22 protein-coding genes are annotated in these 15,372 nt (G+C 68.1%); 3 read left to right on the top strand and 19 right to left on the bottom strand.

Features of this window, described 5'->3' with window-relative positions:
- Nucleotides 1-168: 168 nt before the first annotated feature.
- The 4 genes from H0W38_RS04545 to H0W38_RS04530 are packed head-to-tail and all read right to left on the bottom strand — an operon-like array spanning nt 169 to nt 1,242.
- Complete coding sequence (locus H0W38_RS04545) at nt 169-414, bottom strand: hypothetical protein (protein WP_292451595.1); 246 nt, start codon at nt 412-414, stop codon at nt 169-171.
- Between the two features lie 2 nt (nt 415-416).
- Nucleotides 417-767 carry a hypothetical protein gene (locus H0W38_RS04540; protein ID WP_292451594.1) on the bottom strand — a complete coding sequence of 117 codons (351 nt, stop codon included), beginning with the start codon at nt 765-767 and terminating at the stop codon, nt 417-419.
- Entirely contained in the window at nt 764-973 is a 210-nt protein-coding gene (locus tag H0W38_RS04535; RefSeq protein WP_292451590.1) for a hypothetical protein, read from the bottom strand. The genes H0W38_RS04540 and H0W38_RS04535 overlap by 4 nt, the downstream gene beginning before the upstream one ends.
- Nucleotides 970-1,242 carry a helix-turn-helix transcriptional regulator gene (locus H0W38_RS04530; protein WP_292451588.1) on the bottom strand — a complete coding sequence of 91 codons (273 nt, stop codon included), beginning with the start codon at nt 1,240-1,242 and terminating at the stop codon, nt 970-972. Before H0W38_RS04530 ends, H0W38_RS04535 begins: the two co-directional genes overlap by 4 nt.
- A gap of 123 nt (nt 1,243-1,365) precedes the next feature.
- Here H0W38_RS04530 and H0W38_RS04525 point away from each other — a divergent pair, with 123 nt between their 5' ends.
- The 3 genes from H0W38_RS04525 to H0W38_RS04515 all read left to right on the top strand — a co-directional run bounded on the left by H0W38_RS04525 (nt 1,366) and on the right by H0W38_RS04515 (nt 3,734).
- Entirely contained in the window at nt 1,366-1,761 is a 396-nt protein-coding gene (locus tag H0W38_RS04525; protein ID WP_292451587.1) for a helix-turn-helix transcriptional regulator, read from the top strand.
- A 202-nt stretch (nt 1,762-1,963) separates the two neighbouring features.
- Nucleotides 1,964-3,031, top strand: a complete 1,068-nt coding sequence (locus H0W38_RS04520) for a site-specific integrase (RefSeq protein WP_292451585.1) — start codon at nt 1,964-1,966, stop codon at nt 3,029-3,031.
- 427 nt (nt 3,032-3,458) lie between these two features.
- On the top strand, nt 3,459-3,734 hold the full coding sequence (locus tag H0W38_RS04515) for a hypothetical protein (protein WP_292451584.1): 276 nt from the start codon (nt 3,459-3,461) through the stop codon (nt 3,732-3,734).
- Here the strand turns inward: H0W38_RS04515 and H0W38_RS04510 are convergent.
- From H0W38_RS04510 to H0W38_RS04440, 15 genes are all read right to left on the bottom strand, one after another.
- Nucleotides 3,731-3,904: a hypothetical protein gene (locus H0W38_RS04510; protein WP_292451583.1), complete on the bottom strand. Its 174-nt coding sequence runs from the start codon at nt 3,902-3,904 to the stop codon at nt 3,731-3,733. The two genes, H0W38_RS04515 and H0W38_RS04510, sit on opposite strands and share 4 nt — an antisense overlap.
- On the bottom strand, nt 3,901-4,182 hold the full coding sequence (locus H0W38_RS04505) for a hypothetical protein (RefSeq protein ID WP_292451581.1): 282 nt from the start codon (nt 4,180-4,182) through the stop codon (nt 3,901-3,903). Before H0W38_RS04505 ends, H0W38_RS04510 begins: the two co-directional genes overlap by 4 nt.
- A 1-nt stretch (nt 4,183) precedes the next feature.
- The gene (locus tag H0W38_RS04500) at nt 4,184-5,218 is read right to left on the bottom strand and encodes a metallophosphoesterase (protein WP_292451580.1); all 1,035 of its coding nucleotides are present in this window, start codon (nt 5,216-5,218) and stop codon (nt 4,184-4,186) included.
- A 93-nt stretch (nt 5,219-5,311) separates the two neighbouring features.
- Nucleotides 5,312-9,118 carry a hypothetical protein gene (locus H0W38_RS04495; RefSeq protein ID WP_292451578.1) on the bottom strand — a complete coding sequence of 1,269 codons (3,807 nt, stop codon included), beginning with the start codon at nt 9,116-9,118 and terminating at the stop codon, nt 5,312-5,314.
- On the bottom strand, nt 9,115-9,501 hold the full coding sequence (locus tag H0W38_RS04490; RefSeq protein ID WP_292451576.1) for a hypothetical protein: 387 nt from the start codon (nt 9,499-9,501) through the stop codon (nt 9,115-9,117). The genes H0W38_RS04495 and H0W38_RS04490 overlap by 4 nt, the downstream gene beginning before the upstream one ends.
- On the bottom strand, nt 9,501-10,631 hold the full coding sequence (locus tag H0W38_RS04485) for a hypothetical protein (protein ID WP_292451574.1): 1,131 nt from the start codon (nt 10,629-10,631) through the stop codon (nt 9,501-9,503). Before H0W38_RS04485 ends, H0W38_RS04490 begins: the two co-directional genes overlap by 1 nt.
- A gap of 112 nt (nt 10,632-10,743) precedes the next feature.
- A complete protein-coding gene (locus tag H0W38_RS04480; RefSeq protein WP_292451573.1) occupies nt 10,744-11,373 on the bottom strand; it encodes a hypothetical protein in 630 nt (209 codons plus the stop codon).
- 11 nt (nt 11,374-11,384) lie between these two features.
- Nucleotides 11,385-11,801, bottom strand: a complete 417-nt coding sequence (locus tag H0W38_RS04475; RefSeq protein WP_292451571.1) for a hypothetical protein — start codon at nt 11,799-11,801, stop codon at nt 11,385-11,387.
- Between the two features lie 72 nt (nt 11,802-11,873).
- Nucleotides 11,874-12,455, bottom strand: a complete 582-nt coding sequence (locus tag H0W38_RS04470) for a hypothetical protein (RefSeq protein ID WP_292451569.1) — start codon at nt 12,453-12,455, stop codon at nt 11,874-11,876.
- A complete protein-coding gene (locus H0W38_RS04465; protein WP_292451567.1) occupies nt 12,448-12,990 on the bottom strand; it encodes a minor capsid protein in 543 nt (180 codons plus the stop codon). Before H0W38_RS04465 ends, H0W38_RS04470 begins: the two co-directional genes overlap by 8 nt.
- 14 nt (nt 12,991-13,004) lie before the next feature.
- On the bottom strand, nt 13,005-13,643 hold the full coding sequence (locus H0W38_RS04460) for a hypothetical protein (RefSeq protein WP_292451565.1): 639 nt from the start codon (nt 13,641-13,643) through the stop codon (nt 13,005-13,007).
- A 2-nt stretch (nt 13,644-13,645) separates the two neighbouring features.
- Nucleotides 13,646-14,356: a hypothetical protein gene (locus tag H0W38_RS04455; RefSeq protein ID WP_292451563.1), complete on the bottom strand. Its 711-nt coding sequence runs from the start codon at nt 14,354-14,356 to the stop codon at nt 13,646-13,648.
- Nucleotides 14,357-14,359: 3 nt separating this feature from the next.
- Nucleotides 14,360-14,821 (bottom strand): hypothetical protein, encoded by a 462-nt coding sequence (locus H0W38_RS04450; RefSeq protein WP_292451562.1) that lies wholly within the window; start codon nt 14,819-14,821, stop codon nt 14,360-14,362.
- Nucleotides 14,818-15,147, bottom strand: coding sequence for a hypothetical protein (locus tag H0W38_RS04445; protein WP_292451560.1), 330 nt, complete (start codon nt 15,145-15,147; stop codon nt 14,818-14,820). Before H0W38_RS04445 ends, H0W38_RS04450 begins: the two co-directional genes overlap by 4 nt.
- Nucleotides 15,148-15,150: 3 nt before the next feature.
- On the bottom strand, nt 15,151-15,372 hold a 222-nt coding region (locus tag H0W38_RS04440; protein WP_292451558.1), incomplete at its 5' end, for a hypothetical protein.

Here is a 15,372-nt window from a genome sequence, read left to right as displayed (position 1 = left end):
GTGCTGATGGCCTCCCACTCGCCCGCTTGGCGGCAGATGGCGTCGGCAACGATCGTCGCTGACTCCTGGCGGAAATGGTCGTGGGCGTTATCGTCGATGCGGGACATGGGTTGGTCCTTGTTGGTTGGTGGCCCGTACGCGTTTCAGCGCGTGCGGGCTTTTTGTTGATCAGCGGTAGAGAGCGGCGCCGATGTGCCACGCGAGGTAGACCATCGCGAAGCCGACGAGCGACAGCGACAGCGCCGTCACGACGCCGTAGAAGAAAGCGAACTCGTCGCCCGGCCGTGCGTCGTCCGCCGGCTCGTCCGCCAGCGGCGGGTACTCGGCCAGCTTGTTGCCGCAGCGGTCGAAGATGACGGTGCCGCCATCGGCTGAGCGGGCGACGTAGACCGTGTCGCGGTAGGGGTCGGTCATGACTAGAACCGCCAAACCAGTTCGACGCTGATCGCGCCGACCGCCCCGCCGAGCGCGGTAGCCGTGACGTCGCCAACCTCGGTGCAGTGGTTCGCGGGATCGCGCGCGTCGAGCAGTTCCTTGCCGACGCCGACCAGCGCCGACAGCGCGGTCGCGGCGACGACGCGCTGCCACGGCTTCCAGTCGCGCGTGACGGGCAGGACGTTGAGCGCAGCGACCGACACCGCGCCGATAGCCAAGCCGGCGACAGCGTGCCCCTGGCGGTCGGTGCGGTGGAGCGCCGGGTCGAGCGACCAGGAGTCCAGGGCGCTGGCGGTCAGCGCGATGGCGCAGATGGCGAGCGCGCGGATCACGGCGACACCGCCGCCGACTCAGGCAGGTAGCCCGCGGCGATCAGCCTCGACACCAGGAACCGCGCATGGCGGCAGTGCTTCGATGTGCCGACGCGGGTGATGCAACCGGGCGGGAAGTCGCCGCGTGCGATCTTGGCGCGCACGGTCGACGCGGCCTGGCCGGTCAGGCGGGCATACTCGCCCGTGGTGAGCTCGGAGCGGATCACGTACGCACCGCGTCGATTGCTTCAGGCGTGGCGTTCGCATCATCCCGGGCATGACGCGCAGCCCGGTCGCGATTGATGACCTGCCGGAGCTTGGCCTCGGGCACGCCCAAAGCGGCGGCGAGAGCGGGGATGCGCGTGGCTGGCGGCACATGGGCGCCATCGAGCCAGGCGTATACCGTCTGGAAGCCGACACCGAGCACCGGCGCTGCTTCCGCGGGGGTCAGGCCGGATTGTTGAAGCCAGCGCCTAAGGGTCTTCGCGTATTGCATTTTAGGAATATCCCGGGGCTAAGAAAAGCCGCCATCGCTGGCGGTATGCTCACATTCTTATTCCGGAATGCGCATGCGTCAAGAGCTTAATTCGCCTTTTGGAAACTCGCTATGCTAGTAGCCGTGGCGAAGGACTTTACGAAACTTTTTGCGGCGTACCTCGACCGCTCGGGCCTGGAGCAGGCCGTGTTTGCGGAGCGGGCTGGGTCGACTCAGCCCACGGTCGCCCTCGTATTGGGCGGTAAGCGTTCACCGCCTCCACGCGATCTCCGCGTTTGGTCCGACGTGCTTCATCTTAGCCGTGAGGAGGCCGAGGAGTTCATCGACGCTGGCGAAAGTGCCCACGCGACTCGTCTCAAAGCTGCTGGGCCGTATGTGCGGAAACTCGAACGAAAGCTGGACGACCTACAGGACATCGCGGATGCCGCCGTGCCCTTCCTGCTTGATCTTCAGCGGAGTGGGATCGAGTTGCCCCCAAAGCTCTATCAGGCGATCCGCGCGGCTAAGAAGCGCACCTAATTCGCGGGACTCCGCCGCGCGCGGTCCTGTCAGGGTCTTGGTGACAGGCAGATCAACCGACGTTGGAGGCTGTCGGCGCCCCTTATTGGGGGGCTTCATAGATAGTCCGAACGTACTCGTTGGCTGGTGATCTTCACTGGAAACTTTTCGCCACGGCTCACGGGGGTTGCAGGGTTTTCCACAGCGTTCACGGTGCCGCCGCATGGCGTGGATTGAGAAGCGTTCGCATGGTTGGGTCGTTCGCTGGCGTGACGCTGACGGCGTTGCCCGCATCAGCCCACCGCCAGCCTACGGATCGAAGGGCGACGCGGCAGCCGCAGCGCGCGAGTTCGAGCAGCGTGTCCCACCGGTGAAGCGCCGACGCGATCGGCCCGGCCAGACGCCCATCGCGCCCCTGACGATCGCTGCGCTCGCCGCCCTGTGGCACGCCGCCCAGGTCGACAACGACGAGCGCATGCGCCGCCCCGGCGCTCAGGCGTACATCGACGCTGCGCGCGATCTGGCTATCGCTGCGGCGAAGCGATGGGGCGAGGCTGCCAAGCCCGCCGACGTGACACTGGACGGCGCCGCCGCGCTGCGCCGCAAGGTGCCCAGGACCGCCGCCTACCTGCGCGCCATCCTGCGCTGGGCGCGCGACCATCACGGCACCGCGCTCGATCCGCGTGTGTTCACCGCCTTGCGCCCGCCGCCCAGCAAACGCAGCACCGCCGGCCTGCTGACCGAGCGCCAGGTGAAGGCCGCGCTCGCCCGAGCTCGACGCCGCAGCCAGCTTCCGATTTTCTCCTGCCTCTCCACCTACGGCTGGCGACCGATCACCGCCTGCCGTCTGACCGTGGGCGACGTCGACCTCAAGCGCCGCGAGATCACCATCGACCGCAAGCACGATGGCACGCCGCACACGCATCCGCTGTTCCCCTGCCACGTCGCGCAGCTTGGCGCCCTGGTCAAAGGCCGCGCCGATGACGCCCCCTTGTTCCGCCCACCGCGCAGCAAGGACGGCGTCGATCGCTGGCGCGTCAGCAAGGGCGGCAGCGCCGCAATGCTCGCCGTGTGGTTCCGCCGCAACCTGCTGCCGGTTGGCGTCTACAACCTCAAGCGCTTCGCCCTCTCGCGCATGGCGTCCGGCGCCTGGCCCTGGCGCGCACCGTTGAGCATCCCCGACGTGCGCCTCTACACCGGCCACAAGGCCGACGCGATGGTGATGCGCTACCTGCGCACGAACACCGAGCGCGCCCGGTCGCTCATGGCCGACTTTCCAGGTGGGCAATAGGTGGGCAGATGGGCAGGTTGATGGCGTTTTCTGGCGGATGCCGGCGGTGTTCCACGGGGCACAGATCAGTAACGGTCGGCACTTAGCGCGTGGCGTCGCATCCCATCGGGTAGCGGATCGGATTCTCAGTCCGTGAACAGGGGTTCGACTCCCCTTGGGAGTACCAGATAAACCCCCGTAGCCATAAGAGGTTACGGGGGTTTCGCTTTTCAGGCGCGTGGGCAATAGGTGGGCAACTGGCAAAGTCGTAACCATTTCAGTCGAACGCTGGCGGCAAGAACCCTCACCCTACGCTCAACTACGCGCCGTTGTCAAACCCCCTCCGCACCTGCCCAGACGTAGCGGGTAGTGCGATGGTGGCGGTAGCGTTTGGATCGGGCGTGGTGTACGTCATCAGCGCATGAGAGAACAAAGCCGAAGCGACTCGATGACCGGCTATCGAGTGCCGGCGCTCCTCGTTCGCATTGCCATTCCGCTCGCGTGGCTGGCGTGGGTTCTGACCTTCGCCCAGAATCTGAATGCGCCCAGCGGCGTCATGGCGTTTGCCCTTGCTCGCTGCGCCATGTGGGCGTCCCTTTGCCACTGTGGGCTCGCCGGAATGAAGGCGCTGTACGACATAGCCAGCAGCAACGAGCGCATAGCGAATGCCGCCGAGAAGCGCGGATCGCCGGTGAAGGCCCCGGCCTTCAATCCGCCGCCCTAATTCCCGTCCCTCGTCGTCTCGTTCCGATCCCGGTAGGCGTCCAGCGCCCGCACCGCGTCAACCGCTTCGATGATGCGGCGCATGAGCGCCAGGCATTGCTCGCCGCGCTTGACGCCCTCCTGCCACGCCAGCCAGGCGGCTTCATCCTCGCGGCAGCGCAGCGACTTCACGACTTCACCGGCGCCTGTGGCAGCGCGCGTGCCAGCACCTGCTCGAACGCCAGCAGCAGCCGATCGAGCTTTGCCTCCAATCGGGCAACCTCGTCCGCGTGGACGTGATCCTGCCGCCCCATCGCCGCGTGCTGCGCGCTGGCGCACTCGGTCGCCACGCGGGCGAGCTCGCGGTGCTCGGCAAGCTGCGCCTCCAGCGATGCGACGCGCGATGCGCGCTTCGCCAGGCGCTTGGACTTGGCGCGCTCCTGGCGCAGCAGATCACCGAGCGTCGCCATGTCATGTTCCCCGGTCGAGCAGCGGTCGCAGGTGCGAAACGCCATTGATTATCGGCACGTTGATCGACAAGAAGCCGCCGCTCTTGGCGACGATCTGCACGAGGTGCCCGTGGCTATGGTCGGTGAGATTCGTGTGGAAGTAGAACGGCTGTTGGATGGCGAGCGTCCCCGGGCACCAGGCGCCGATCTCGCCAGCCGCGACGGTGCGGATAACGGCGCCGCGCGCCCGGTGCTCGTGGCCGTAGATCAGGCAGCCGCCGAACCGCTGCGCGTATTGCTCGGGTCGACCGCCGCGACCCGGCTCATGGGCGAAGAACGTCTTGCCCAGCTTGATCGTGCCCGGCACCGGCAGGTCGTGGTACCGCTCGGCGCGACGGTAGTAGCTGATCCCGCGCTCTTTCAGCCGCAGCAAGAACTCCGGCGCGTTGCGCAGGCGCATCCCCTCCGACTCGCGCCCGTTGCGCAGCGTCTGCGCGATGCACCATTTCTCGACTCTGGCCTCGTGATTTCCTTCGATGTAATGGATGCGCGCATGCGGCGCGTTGCGCTGGATCTCATCCAAAAATGCATTGGCAGAACTGATATCATCCTCGTACGTGTAAGAAGTTTCGGGTACGTAGCCCAGCGTGTGGTGCAGCGCGAGGAACCCGCCGCAGTCGACGTGGTCGCCCAGCATGACGATCTCGTGCGGGTCCAGCGCCTTGAGGTCGTCGAGGAAAGCGCCCATCGCCTGCGGGTCGATGCAGGTGCCGTGGCTGTCGGGGATGACCACGCGCACGAAGTCGTCGACGCGCGCGGTCTTGATCCGCACCGGCACGACCGGACGCGCGTTGCGCATGCGCTCCACCTGCGCCGTCAGCGTGGCGATCTGCTTGCGCAGCGCCGCCTCGCTGTCGTTGTTGCCCTTCACGGCACGATGCTGCGTTGCCGCCCTGTCGCGCTCGCTCTGCTTCACCCACCCCTTAGCCACGGCGCGATCAATCGACACCGTGAACGCCTGAGTGTTGACGCCGGCCTGCCTGGCGGCGCGCAGCAAGTTGCCGCTGCACGTGCGCCAGAGCTTGACCCGGCGCCTGAGCTCGGCGTCTGGTACTGGCGGCGTTGCCATAGATCAGGGCTCCGGTGGTGCTCAGACGAGGTTGTAGCCGTTGAGAGCGTTGCGCAGGTTGTTGAGCGTGGACCGGAGATTGGTCACGTCGGTCGTTAGCGCGTTCAGCAACGTTTGCTCGTTCGCGCTGTAGGTGGCGTCCGCGCCGCCGATCGCGGTGATCGCGGCCGGTGCAGCGACGGCGACGCGCAACGTGCCGGCGCTGTAAAAAAAGCCCATCTTGTCCGCATCGAATCGGACGCCGGTAGCGCCGGCGAGCGTCACGACGCCAGCGCTTTCCGAAAGGCTCGACGTGATGCCGTAAAATTGCAACGAGAAGCCATTCATATCGAGAGCCGTCTGGCAGCGAATGCGGTCCCCCAGGCTGGCGTGGTCGGCGTAGAACTTGAAGAAACTCGCTGGCGAAGATCCGGCGTCGCGCGCCAGCAACTCCCAGGTCCTCGACGCGGTGCCCTCCAACGAGATCCAATTGGTGCCCGAAACGGTGTCGGTGACTTGCAGCGGGGCGAAGGAACGGAAGTAGCGACTCGCCGCGAGCGAGGAGCAGCCCCACCGCAAGACCTCGTCGCCGGCCGTTATCGACGAGGTTCCTTGATCGTAGAACGATACCTGCGATGCGCTGACGGTGCGGATGCGCGCCACCTTCTCGGTCGCCAGGTCGGCGGCGCCGCTCAGGACGAAGTCGAGCGCGGTCGTGGTAGTGCCCGAAACGAAGTCGAGCAGCAGGCGGCTGCCGCTCTTGCCCAGCGCGGCGATCAGCGCAGAGCCAGTGACGCCGCCGCCGTCAAACACCAGCACCGGAAGTCCCGACACCGCAGTCGCGTACTCGATCGGTCCGAGGTCGTAGTTCTTCCACTGCGTGCTGGGCGTGTCGTAGCGCAGGAAGTTCTTGCTCGCGACGCTGGCGATCGTCACGTCGTTCAGCGTATCCAGCACGACGTCCGTGCCGAGTTTCGCAGCGGTGACGCTGGCCGGCTGGTAGGACGCGGTCCCGAGCGGCCCCCACGTGAGCGAGGACGCGCCCAAATAGAGCACGTCACCGCTGGTGCTGGCGGCGATGTCGGCGGCTGCGCCAGCGCTGTTGGCAGAGCGGCCGATGACGCTGATTGCCGCTCTGGTGCCGAGCCCGCCAGCCGCCGCGGTCGGTTTCCACAGCGCAGACGCCGCCTCGTACGTCAGGACGTGGCCATCGATCGGCGTCGCCGCGACCACCACGTCGGCCAGGTCGCCAACGTGGTGGTTGTGGCTGTTGCGGACGCGCGGCCCCGGCAGCCAGATCCAATCGTCAGAGAGCGCCACGTGCGTCATGCGCTCGACGACGGGCGCGGTCTTGACGGTCGTATCGGGCGACGGGTACACCGAGGCGCCGGCCGTGCTCAGGTAGTACGCGCGGAACGGCGTTAGCCCGGTCATGGCCGGGACGTTGTGCATCCCGTCCAGCGCCACGACGACGCGGTCGGCGTCGATCACTTCGATGACCAGGGCAAGGTTCTCGAAGTCGCTGACGCCGGTACGGTCGGCCGTGGCCCAGGCGCCGCCGTCGTTGTTGCGCACCCAGGTTCCGACCGTCCAACCGTGGGCCGACTTGGTGATCGTCTCGGAGCGCCCCTGCTGGATGGGCCGAGCGGGCGAACCCGGCGAGACCGGAGCGCGCTGCACGTCGCGGCGAACCTCGCCCAGCTCCATGCGCGTGCGCTGGAGCGATGCTGACACCGTTCCGCCCAGCGACACGGACACCGCCTGCCCGTTGCCGACCGCCGCCGTCTGGTAGTCGGTGGTCACGATCAGGCGCGGGGCGCGCGGGTTCCACACCTGGCGGACGCCGCGCACGACCGAGCCGAGCGTCGTGGCGACCGTGTCGACACCGTCGCGCTGCTCCTGCGCGACGTCGATCAGCGTGCCGATGGCTGCCCACGCGGGCGGGTTGGCCGGGTCGGTGACGGTGATGGTGCCCGACGTGCGCGGGCGGAAGGCGAACGCCGCCGCTTGATCCGCGATCTGCTGGGCGATGGCGTGATCGTCGCGCGTGAACGTGTCGGCGCTGATCTCGTCCGGCGTACCGTCGCCCTTGAGGCCGATTATCGTTTTGGCGCGCATCAGCCAGCAATGGAGGTCAGGCCGCTCGATGCGCAGGACGTTGCGGACCTGAGCCTCGGTGATGCCGGAACGCAATACACGCGCCTTGACCCGCTGGCCGCTCTCGACGGCGACCGTTACGACCAGCCGCTGCCAGTCCGTCGCGCCGTAACTGGTCGTCAGGTCCGGGTTGAACTCGCTGGCGGCAGCGCCCGTCCACAAGCCCTTGGCCAGCACTTCGGGATGGTCGTACTCGATGCGGATGGCCGCGCCGCGATCGTCCACGCTGACGGTCGGTATCGGCCATTTTGCGCTGGGCGGGCGCAGCATGTCCGACCAGCCGACCCAGGCGTCGCCGGTGGTGGTGTAGCGCAGAACGACGGGCAGGAGGTAGGACGGTTGCCCCTTGGCTATGTCGGTGCGGCCGTCGCTGCCATCGGCGGACACGCCCGATGGCCACGGCAGATTGCGCAGCACCTTCGCCGTTGGCAGGTATAGGACCGATCCCTGCGTCGGGCTGACGCTGGTGGATGCGCCGTTCCACACGACCAGCGGCGTCAGCGGCTGCGTCGCGCCCACGGTGGGGACGCCGGCCGCGCTCTTGCACTGCAAGTCCGTGGTCGGCGAGTAGCGCATCAGCTGGAAGCGGGTTAGCACGTCCTGAAGCACGGGCGCGCGGCGCACGGCTCGGTTGCGCGCGAGCTTTCCCTCCACCGTCAGCACGGCATAGCCGCCTTGGGCACTCGCTCCGACTTTGTACGCGGTCAGCGACACCCAGCCCGCGCCGAGTGACCCGTCGATCGGGGACATGGTGCCGCAGCACACGATCGGAGCGCCGAGGACTTCGACGGCGTCGTAAACGTCCATCCCCGACGTGTCGAGCGCCAGGTCGGCGTCGTTGCCGTTGAGCGTAGCCGTGAGGGGATAGGCGGCCGGGAAGTCCCCGAAGCCGACATCGCTCGCGCTGTCAGCCCAGATCGTCCAGCCGGACGACGTCGGGATGATATGCCACGACATGCCGCGCGTGGTGCCGACCATCAGGTCGATCAGATCCTTGATGCTCAGGCCGTCCAACTCGACGACCTCCAACTCTGCATTCGCCAGGTACAGCGACAGCAGCGCGGGCATCCCCGGCGACAGCGACAGCGGCGGCACGAGCGTGCCGGCCGGCGCGTAGGTCAGGACGTGCCGGAGGAGGGATAATTGGTTCCAGCGCGCGGCGACGCCTGCCGCGCCGCAGTTCTCCGGGAACGCCTCGAACCAGGGGATGCCTGACGCCGGAGCCCGCATGTTGCCGATGATCTCGCCGTTCGCCCCGGCGAGGTTGGCGGTCGGATTGGTCGCGAGTGGTTCGGTCAGCAGCGACGACGTGCCTTGCCGCAGGTTGGCGACCGGCGTCTGCGCGAGCACGCTGCCAAGCTCGACCGCCTCGACATCGCCCATCTCGTCGGCGTCATGCTGGATCGGCTGCGGATGGATGCCGACGATCTGCCCGCACCAAAGCAGGCTATCGAACGGCGATGAGCCACCCGCGCGAGCGATGGCGATGTAGCTGCCGCGTGCCGGATAGAACGTGTCGACGATGTCGCCGGCACCGTCGTTGCGCTCCGAGCGCAGCATGCGGAACACGGCGCGTCCCATGCTGCCGTCGCTATGGTCGGACGTCTCGGGGATGAGGCGATTAACGATCTGCCACGATGGGCTGGACCAACTCGAAGCGTTCACCCACACGACGACCTGCGTGGCGGTCATCCCTGCACCGCCATGACGGCGCGAGCGGTGACGCGGTAGGTGTAGCGCGTGCCGGCGTAGGCGTACGAGCCGCGCAGGACGTTCGCGGTGATGGCCTTGACCAGCACGCGCGCGTAGAGCGTGGTGTCAGGCTCAGTCACGCGCACGTACTTGGTTTGCCACGCGGCCATCGTGCCCTGCGCCGACCGCGCTGCGGCGCGCGAGGTCGTCAGATAGTGCATGACGATCTCGGAGTCTGGCCCCTCGCGCACGACCTCTTGCGAGCCGTGGCCGGTGCCGCCGACGCGCTGGTAGTAGTCGCCCACCGGCTGCACGGGGAGCAGTTGCCCAGCGTAGAGCACGTTGAGCGAGCCGCTGGCGAGATAGATCGTCGCGGTGGTCATCAGTTGGTCGTCCCATTCACGACCTTGGCGCGGTCATTCATCGCGCGACGAAGTTGCGTCTCGAAGCTGCCGCCGGGCATGAATACGTCCTTGAGCGTCGCTATCACCGACATCTCAGCCTCAGCAGCCGCCCGCATGGCTGCGATCGCCTGCTCTTGCTGATTGTGGCCCGCGAGGACAGCCGCCATCAGCGGATTATTCCAGTCAGCGCGGTCATTCATCGCGGCGACTGCCCCCCGGCCATCGATGGCGGCGGCCATGCGATCGTCTCGCGCACCAGCCTTGGTGAAGTCGATCTTGTCGAGCGCGGCAGCCTCGGGGGAGTTTCCAATACGCGCACGCATCGTGCGGACGTCGTCGCTGGACACCGGGAGGCCGCCGCGCTGCTCGCCAAGGATCTCGCCAACCAAGCGGTTGATGGGATCGCCGTCGCTGCCCATGGCGTTCGCGACGCGATCCTCGCCAAGCTTGCCCAGCCCTTCGGTCAGGCTCCCGGTGATGCCCAGGGCCTTGAGCGCCTTGGCGGCGTAGAGGGCAGTATCCGCGCGACCGCCCGCCTTGCCGTGATCGCTGTATCCGCTCAGCGTCGACAACACCTCCGGCGCGTCCTCGGTGGCGATCGCCTTGGCATCTTCGATCGACATGCCACCCGCGATGAGTTGCCGAATGACCTGGCCGTTCTCCTTGGACGCTGACAGGGAGTTTGCACCGCCCTGCTTGCGCGCCGCGTCCACGGTGTTGCGCATGTCCGACATCGCTTTGGCCAGGGCGGTCGCGCGCTCGACGTTGTGGTTGCTGATGCTCGCCAGCTTCATCAGCGCGAGGCCGGCAACCGCAGCGCCAGCCGCGAGCGGACCCATCGCGCCTAGCCCAGCCGAGCCGAGTCCGCCGCCGATGCGGCCGAGTACGCCGCCGGCCATGCCGCCGAAGCGGCCCGCCGCCTGGAAGCCGCGCGCCGCGAGCCTGGACGAGTCGGCCAGGCGCTTGTTCGCCATGGTGAGCCGGTCGGCGCCGCGCGCTGCGGCTTCCTCGGCCTTGCCGACGCCCAGCGCCGCCTGTTGGACGCCGCGCAATTCCTGCGCCGCGCGCTGCGCGCCGGGAACGGTGACTGGTACGCGGATCTCGCTCATTCAGCCACCCGCAGGAACGGCGCACGCCTGGTAGCCCAGAGCCAATCGCACACGATCGACTCCTCTGCCGGCGCGAGCTCGGGATCCGAGATCATCCCCGCCGCCGCCATGGCTAGATACCTGTGGCGGCGGCGAAGGCTTTTGGGTCGGATCCCATGATCGCGCAGATCATCGGGTCCACGTCGGCGGTGCTGATCCAGCCGACATCGTCCAGTAGCTCCTCGGTGACGCGGTACCGCTGGGCGATGGCTAGAAGCAACAGGCGGCGGACGTCGGCGTCGTCGGTCGTGATCGGATGATCGGCGTCGGCTTCCGCCAGGCGCTCGCTGACGACGCGCGCGAGCCGGCCGTACTCGGTCAGCGGCTCACCGATCGAACTGTCGCCGGTGAAGCGCAGACGACGCGGCGATGAGCGCGCCAGCAGGATCGACACGCGCACACCGGAGACGAGGTCGACGTCGATCTCGTCGCTGCTGTGCAGCGTCTTGGCGAGATCCATTGGCGACGGCAGCGGGCTTGGGCGGTAGTACGTCAGCCCGTCAGAGCAGGAAACCGCATCGCATAGATCGTCGATGCGCGGCACGCGCGAGCCAAGCCACGTCGCGAGCGATCCGCCTTCGGGGTGCGCGCTGAACTGCCACGGCCCAGCGGGCGCAATGCGCACAAGGCCGGGATGGTCGCCAGCACGCATGCGGTCGGCAGCGTGTGCCGGCGCGACATCGGGGATGCGGTACGCCAGCATGGGCTGGCCCCTCAGCTATGCGTGACGACAGACGCGCCGGTGGGATCGGTCGCCTCGAAGGTCAGCACGAGCGAACCCTTGCCCTGGAACGGGGCGCCGATGCCCTTGGCGACCAGCACCGCGGCGGCGTAGGTCGCGGTCTTGTCCTGCCCGGCCGTCGCGCCGGTTCCGTTCGCGCGCTGTTCCTTGACCACGACCAGCGAGCCGACCACGCCCAGCGCCCAGGTCGAGCGTACGGACAGGTCGGTGGTCGTGACCACGATCTGCGCGCCGACGCCGTCCAGAAACACCGCTTCGACACACGCGCTGGTGTCGGCGCGGTGCTTGTCCATCGCCTCGGCGGTGTCGTTCTCGTCGACGTTCTGGATGCCCAGAATTGCCGTGCTTGAGAACGTGACAGACTTGATTTTGTGGGCTTTGCCGGCCATGAGCGGTCCCTCAGGTCCGACCGTAGGCGTCGGGCTGTTGGGGGACTACTGACCCTCAGTTGCGGGGACGCATCATCCGACACGTGCCCGGCCGGGGATCGATCGCGCCGATACCGGGACATCGCCGCCGGTACCGATCGCCACGTCCAATTGGCGCTGCATGACCTTCACGACTTCCGCACGGTCCTCGATGTTCGGCGCGACCGGGCTGCGCTTGGGTAGATGCGCGCCACCCTTGTGGTGCGCCAGGGCGTACTCGGGCAGGTTGGCGAACACGATCACCGCCACGTCGCCGCTGCGGATGATGCGATGTGTCCGGCTGTTGACCGCCGCGCGCATGCGGCCGGTGCGGACAAGCATGGGGAGGATCGATCCGCCAAGGTCGTCCTCGTCGAGCCGCGACACCGGACGGCCGGCGGCTTTCATGCCGCGCTGGAGCATCTTGCGCTGGCCACGCTTCTGCTCGGCGTAGTCCGGCGACAGCGGCGCCCAGCCGTATCGCTGCTGGTTGCCGGCGGTGAAGTGCCGATCAACGATCGGCTTGGCCCGTAGCCGGCCATTGGCGTATTCCTGCGCCCCGATCTCGGGCAACGCCTCGATGAGTGTGGCGATGCGGTCCATGCGCTTGATGGCGCGCGCGGTGGTCTTATCCACGGCCCGCCTCCGCGCCGGCCACCGCTGCGGGCACGGAGCCGCCCGCCGCCACGGGGGCAACCGTCGCCGGCTTGGGCGCAGCCTCGACCGCCATGCGCGCCAGGTCGCGGGTGTCGGCGCCGAGATTGGGGTACAGGCGCTTCAGGGTCAGGTACGCCACGCTCAGACGCTCGGCCGGCTGCGCCTGCGCTGCTGCGGCGGCGACCTTGGGCCACTGCGGCACGTGCTTGTCGAGATAAGCGGCGAACACGTCCGCTCGCGGCACGGGCACAACCTCGGCCACGGGAAACACGTGCGCGGCCAGCGTGTTGGGCTTGGCAACGTAGCGAAGCTGGCACCGGCAGCCGTAGTCCAAAGGCGGCGCGGGTGCGTTGGGATCGTCCGCGCTCCACACGGTGCCGTGCAACGCCGCATGAGCGGGGCGTACGTGGGCGTCCTCCTGCGTCAGGAACTCCACCCACACCTGATCGCCGTCGAACGCGCCCTCCCCGAGCGCGGCGCTTTGGTCCGGCCGCAGTTCAAGCCCATCGATCAACGCACGGACGCCCATCAGGCACCGACGAATGCAGCGGTGAGGGCCTTGGTCGCCGCCTGGGCGCCAGCGTAGAACGCCTCCCGTACCGCTGCCGCGAGCCGGTCGCCGTGCTTGCGTGCCACGTCGCCCACCGCTTCCGGCGTGGAAGCGGCATCGATGCGGCCGGTCAGCGGTGCTGCCAGCGCGCCCTCGACGTCGTACCGCAGTTGGTCGGACAGGTGCCGGGCGATCTCGCGCGGCGCATGGCCCAGCACCGGGTACGCGGCGAGGTCGTGAAGATCCTGCGGCGTGATGATGACCAGCAGCGACAGGCCGGTTGCTTCGGACTCGGTGGCTTCCGCCCGGCCGCGAAGGTCGACCTCGTAGCCCTGGCGCAGGGATTCGATGATCAGGCCGAGCGCGGTGGAGACGGCGCGTTGCAGGTCGCCCTCCAGCGCGCGGATCAGGCGCGTATCGGTGCGCAGCCGGCGCAAGTCCTCGGCGGGTTCGCTGACCGTGCCGCGTCCGTCGTCGCGCTGCACGAGCTCGACCGCCAGGCGTGCGACGACCAGCGTGGACGGCTGCAACGCCGCCATGCCGAGGCTACGGGCACGCTCGGCCAGCGTGTCGGCCAGCGTCGCCTCGCGGGCGCGGAGGTCGTCGAGCTTGCCCACGGTCAGCCCCGCATCAGGTCGATGGAGCCGATCGAATGGTCGGCGGTGTCGATCTCGTTCCACCACTTGAGGGTGCGCAACTCGTCGGGCTGCCAGCGGCCTTCGCGCGCCATGCGCATGACGCCGTCCTCGCCAACGCTGCCAATGCGTCCGGCGTACTTGGCGCGGTAGTCGGTGACGAGCGCCCACTCCTGCTGTTCGGCGCTGGTGTACATGCGCGAGCCAAGGAGCGCCGCCGAGCCGTGCAGCACCGCATCCGCCACCGACGGCCACGAGAACGCCGCCGCCTCGGCATCGATCTCGTACGACGCGAACACCTTGTCGCCCAGGTTGATGGTGTCGGAGATCGTCACGACGCCAGTTGCCAGCACGATTGCCGACACCGTCAACTCGTTCACGCCCTTGCGCGGCTTGGTGCGCAGCTCGGCATCGCGCGAGAAGCGCCACAGGCGGATGGTCCCGGTGACGACCGGCACCAAGCCAACGGTAACGCTGGTCTGCCCGGCGCTGGCGTAGTCCTCGACCAGTTCCAGCGTCACGTCCTCAGCAAGCACGCGGTAGGCGATCGGCACCAGGGCGCCAGCGATCTCGCGCGCGATGCGCTCCTGCACGGCTTGGATGGCAGCATCGCCGCCGAAGTCCGCCGACACGGTGCCGGGGAACATGGCGACCAGTTGCGCGGTGGTGGCGCCGAAGCGGTTGTACGTAGCCATGGATCAGTCCCCTTCGTGCGTGGCAGGATCGTAGCTGTGCTGCACGCGCGCGGTGGCGTCGAGGTAGTGCCAGAGCGGCTGGCTGGCGGTGGAGTCGACCGAGCTGTCGCCCAGGTCGAAGTAGTCATCGGCGCGGATGGCCGAGAAAGCCGCCATGGCGATAGCGTCAGCAGTCGCCAGAGCCGCAGCGCGGTCGGCGCCGCCGACATGCACGCGCAGGCGGATGGTGGTGTCGACCATGCCAACCTCAGTGCCCTCGGGCGCGAACGGTTGCGAGGCGATCCAGTATTCCACGAAGGGCAGGCGCCCGCGGTTGCGCCCGCCGGTCGCCATCTGATCGCCGTCGAACACGTGCGGCACGGTTGCCGACGCCCACGTTGCCGGGGCGATGCTGGCCGCGGCTGCAACGCCAGAGCCGGCCAGAACGTCGGCCAGGCGTGCGCGGATTTCGCTGGTCGTGGTCACAGCGCGAACCCGGTTTCGATCACGCAGGGTATGTCATCGACCGGGAAGCGTTCGCCGCTGACGACGATGGCGACCTCGATCCAGGCGTTTTGCGCTGCCAGTCCCGCCGTGGATGCTGCGGGGAAGCGGATGACGACTTGGCCCGACACCCACGCCGCCGGGCTGGTGTTGGCCTGCGCGGTGTCGGTGATCAGTTCCGTAGTCTTGGCCTCGTTCTTGAGCGATGCCTCGATCGTCGCCGCGGACAAGTCCTCGACCACGCCGTCTAGCTTGGCGAGGAACTTGCGGGCGAAGTCGTAGCCCGAGCGAATCAGGATCTTCGCCATGGGTCAGCCTATCAGTGTGAGGGTGCGGCCGCGCTGCGGCGAGAAGGAGCGGCCGGCGCGGGCGGTGAGCGTGCGCCGCTGGCCCAAGGGCAGGAACGTGCGCCCGGCAATCGGCGTCAGCGTGCGCCGTTGGCCGAGCGGAGCGAAGATGCGCCGGCCTGGCTGGGCGGTGACAGGCCCGCCGGTGGCGGTGCCCGCTGGCGCCGAGGCCGTGGCGGTCACGCC

This window comes from Methylibium sp., from assembly GCF_013817365.1.
Taxonomy (GTDB): Bacteria; Pseudomonadota; Gammaproteobacteria; order Burkholderiales; family Burkholderiaceae_C; genus Methylibium.
The sequence above is the reverse complement of the archived record's forward strand: the minus strand, read 5'-3'. Positions and strand labels throughout refer to the sequence as shown.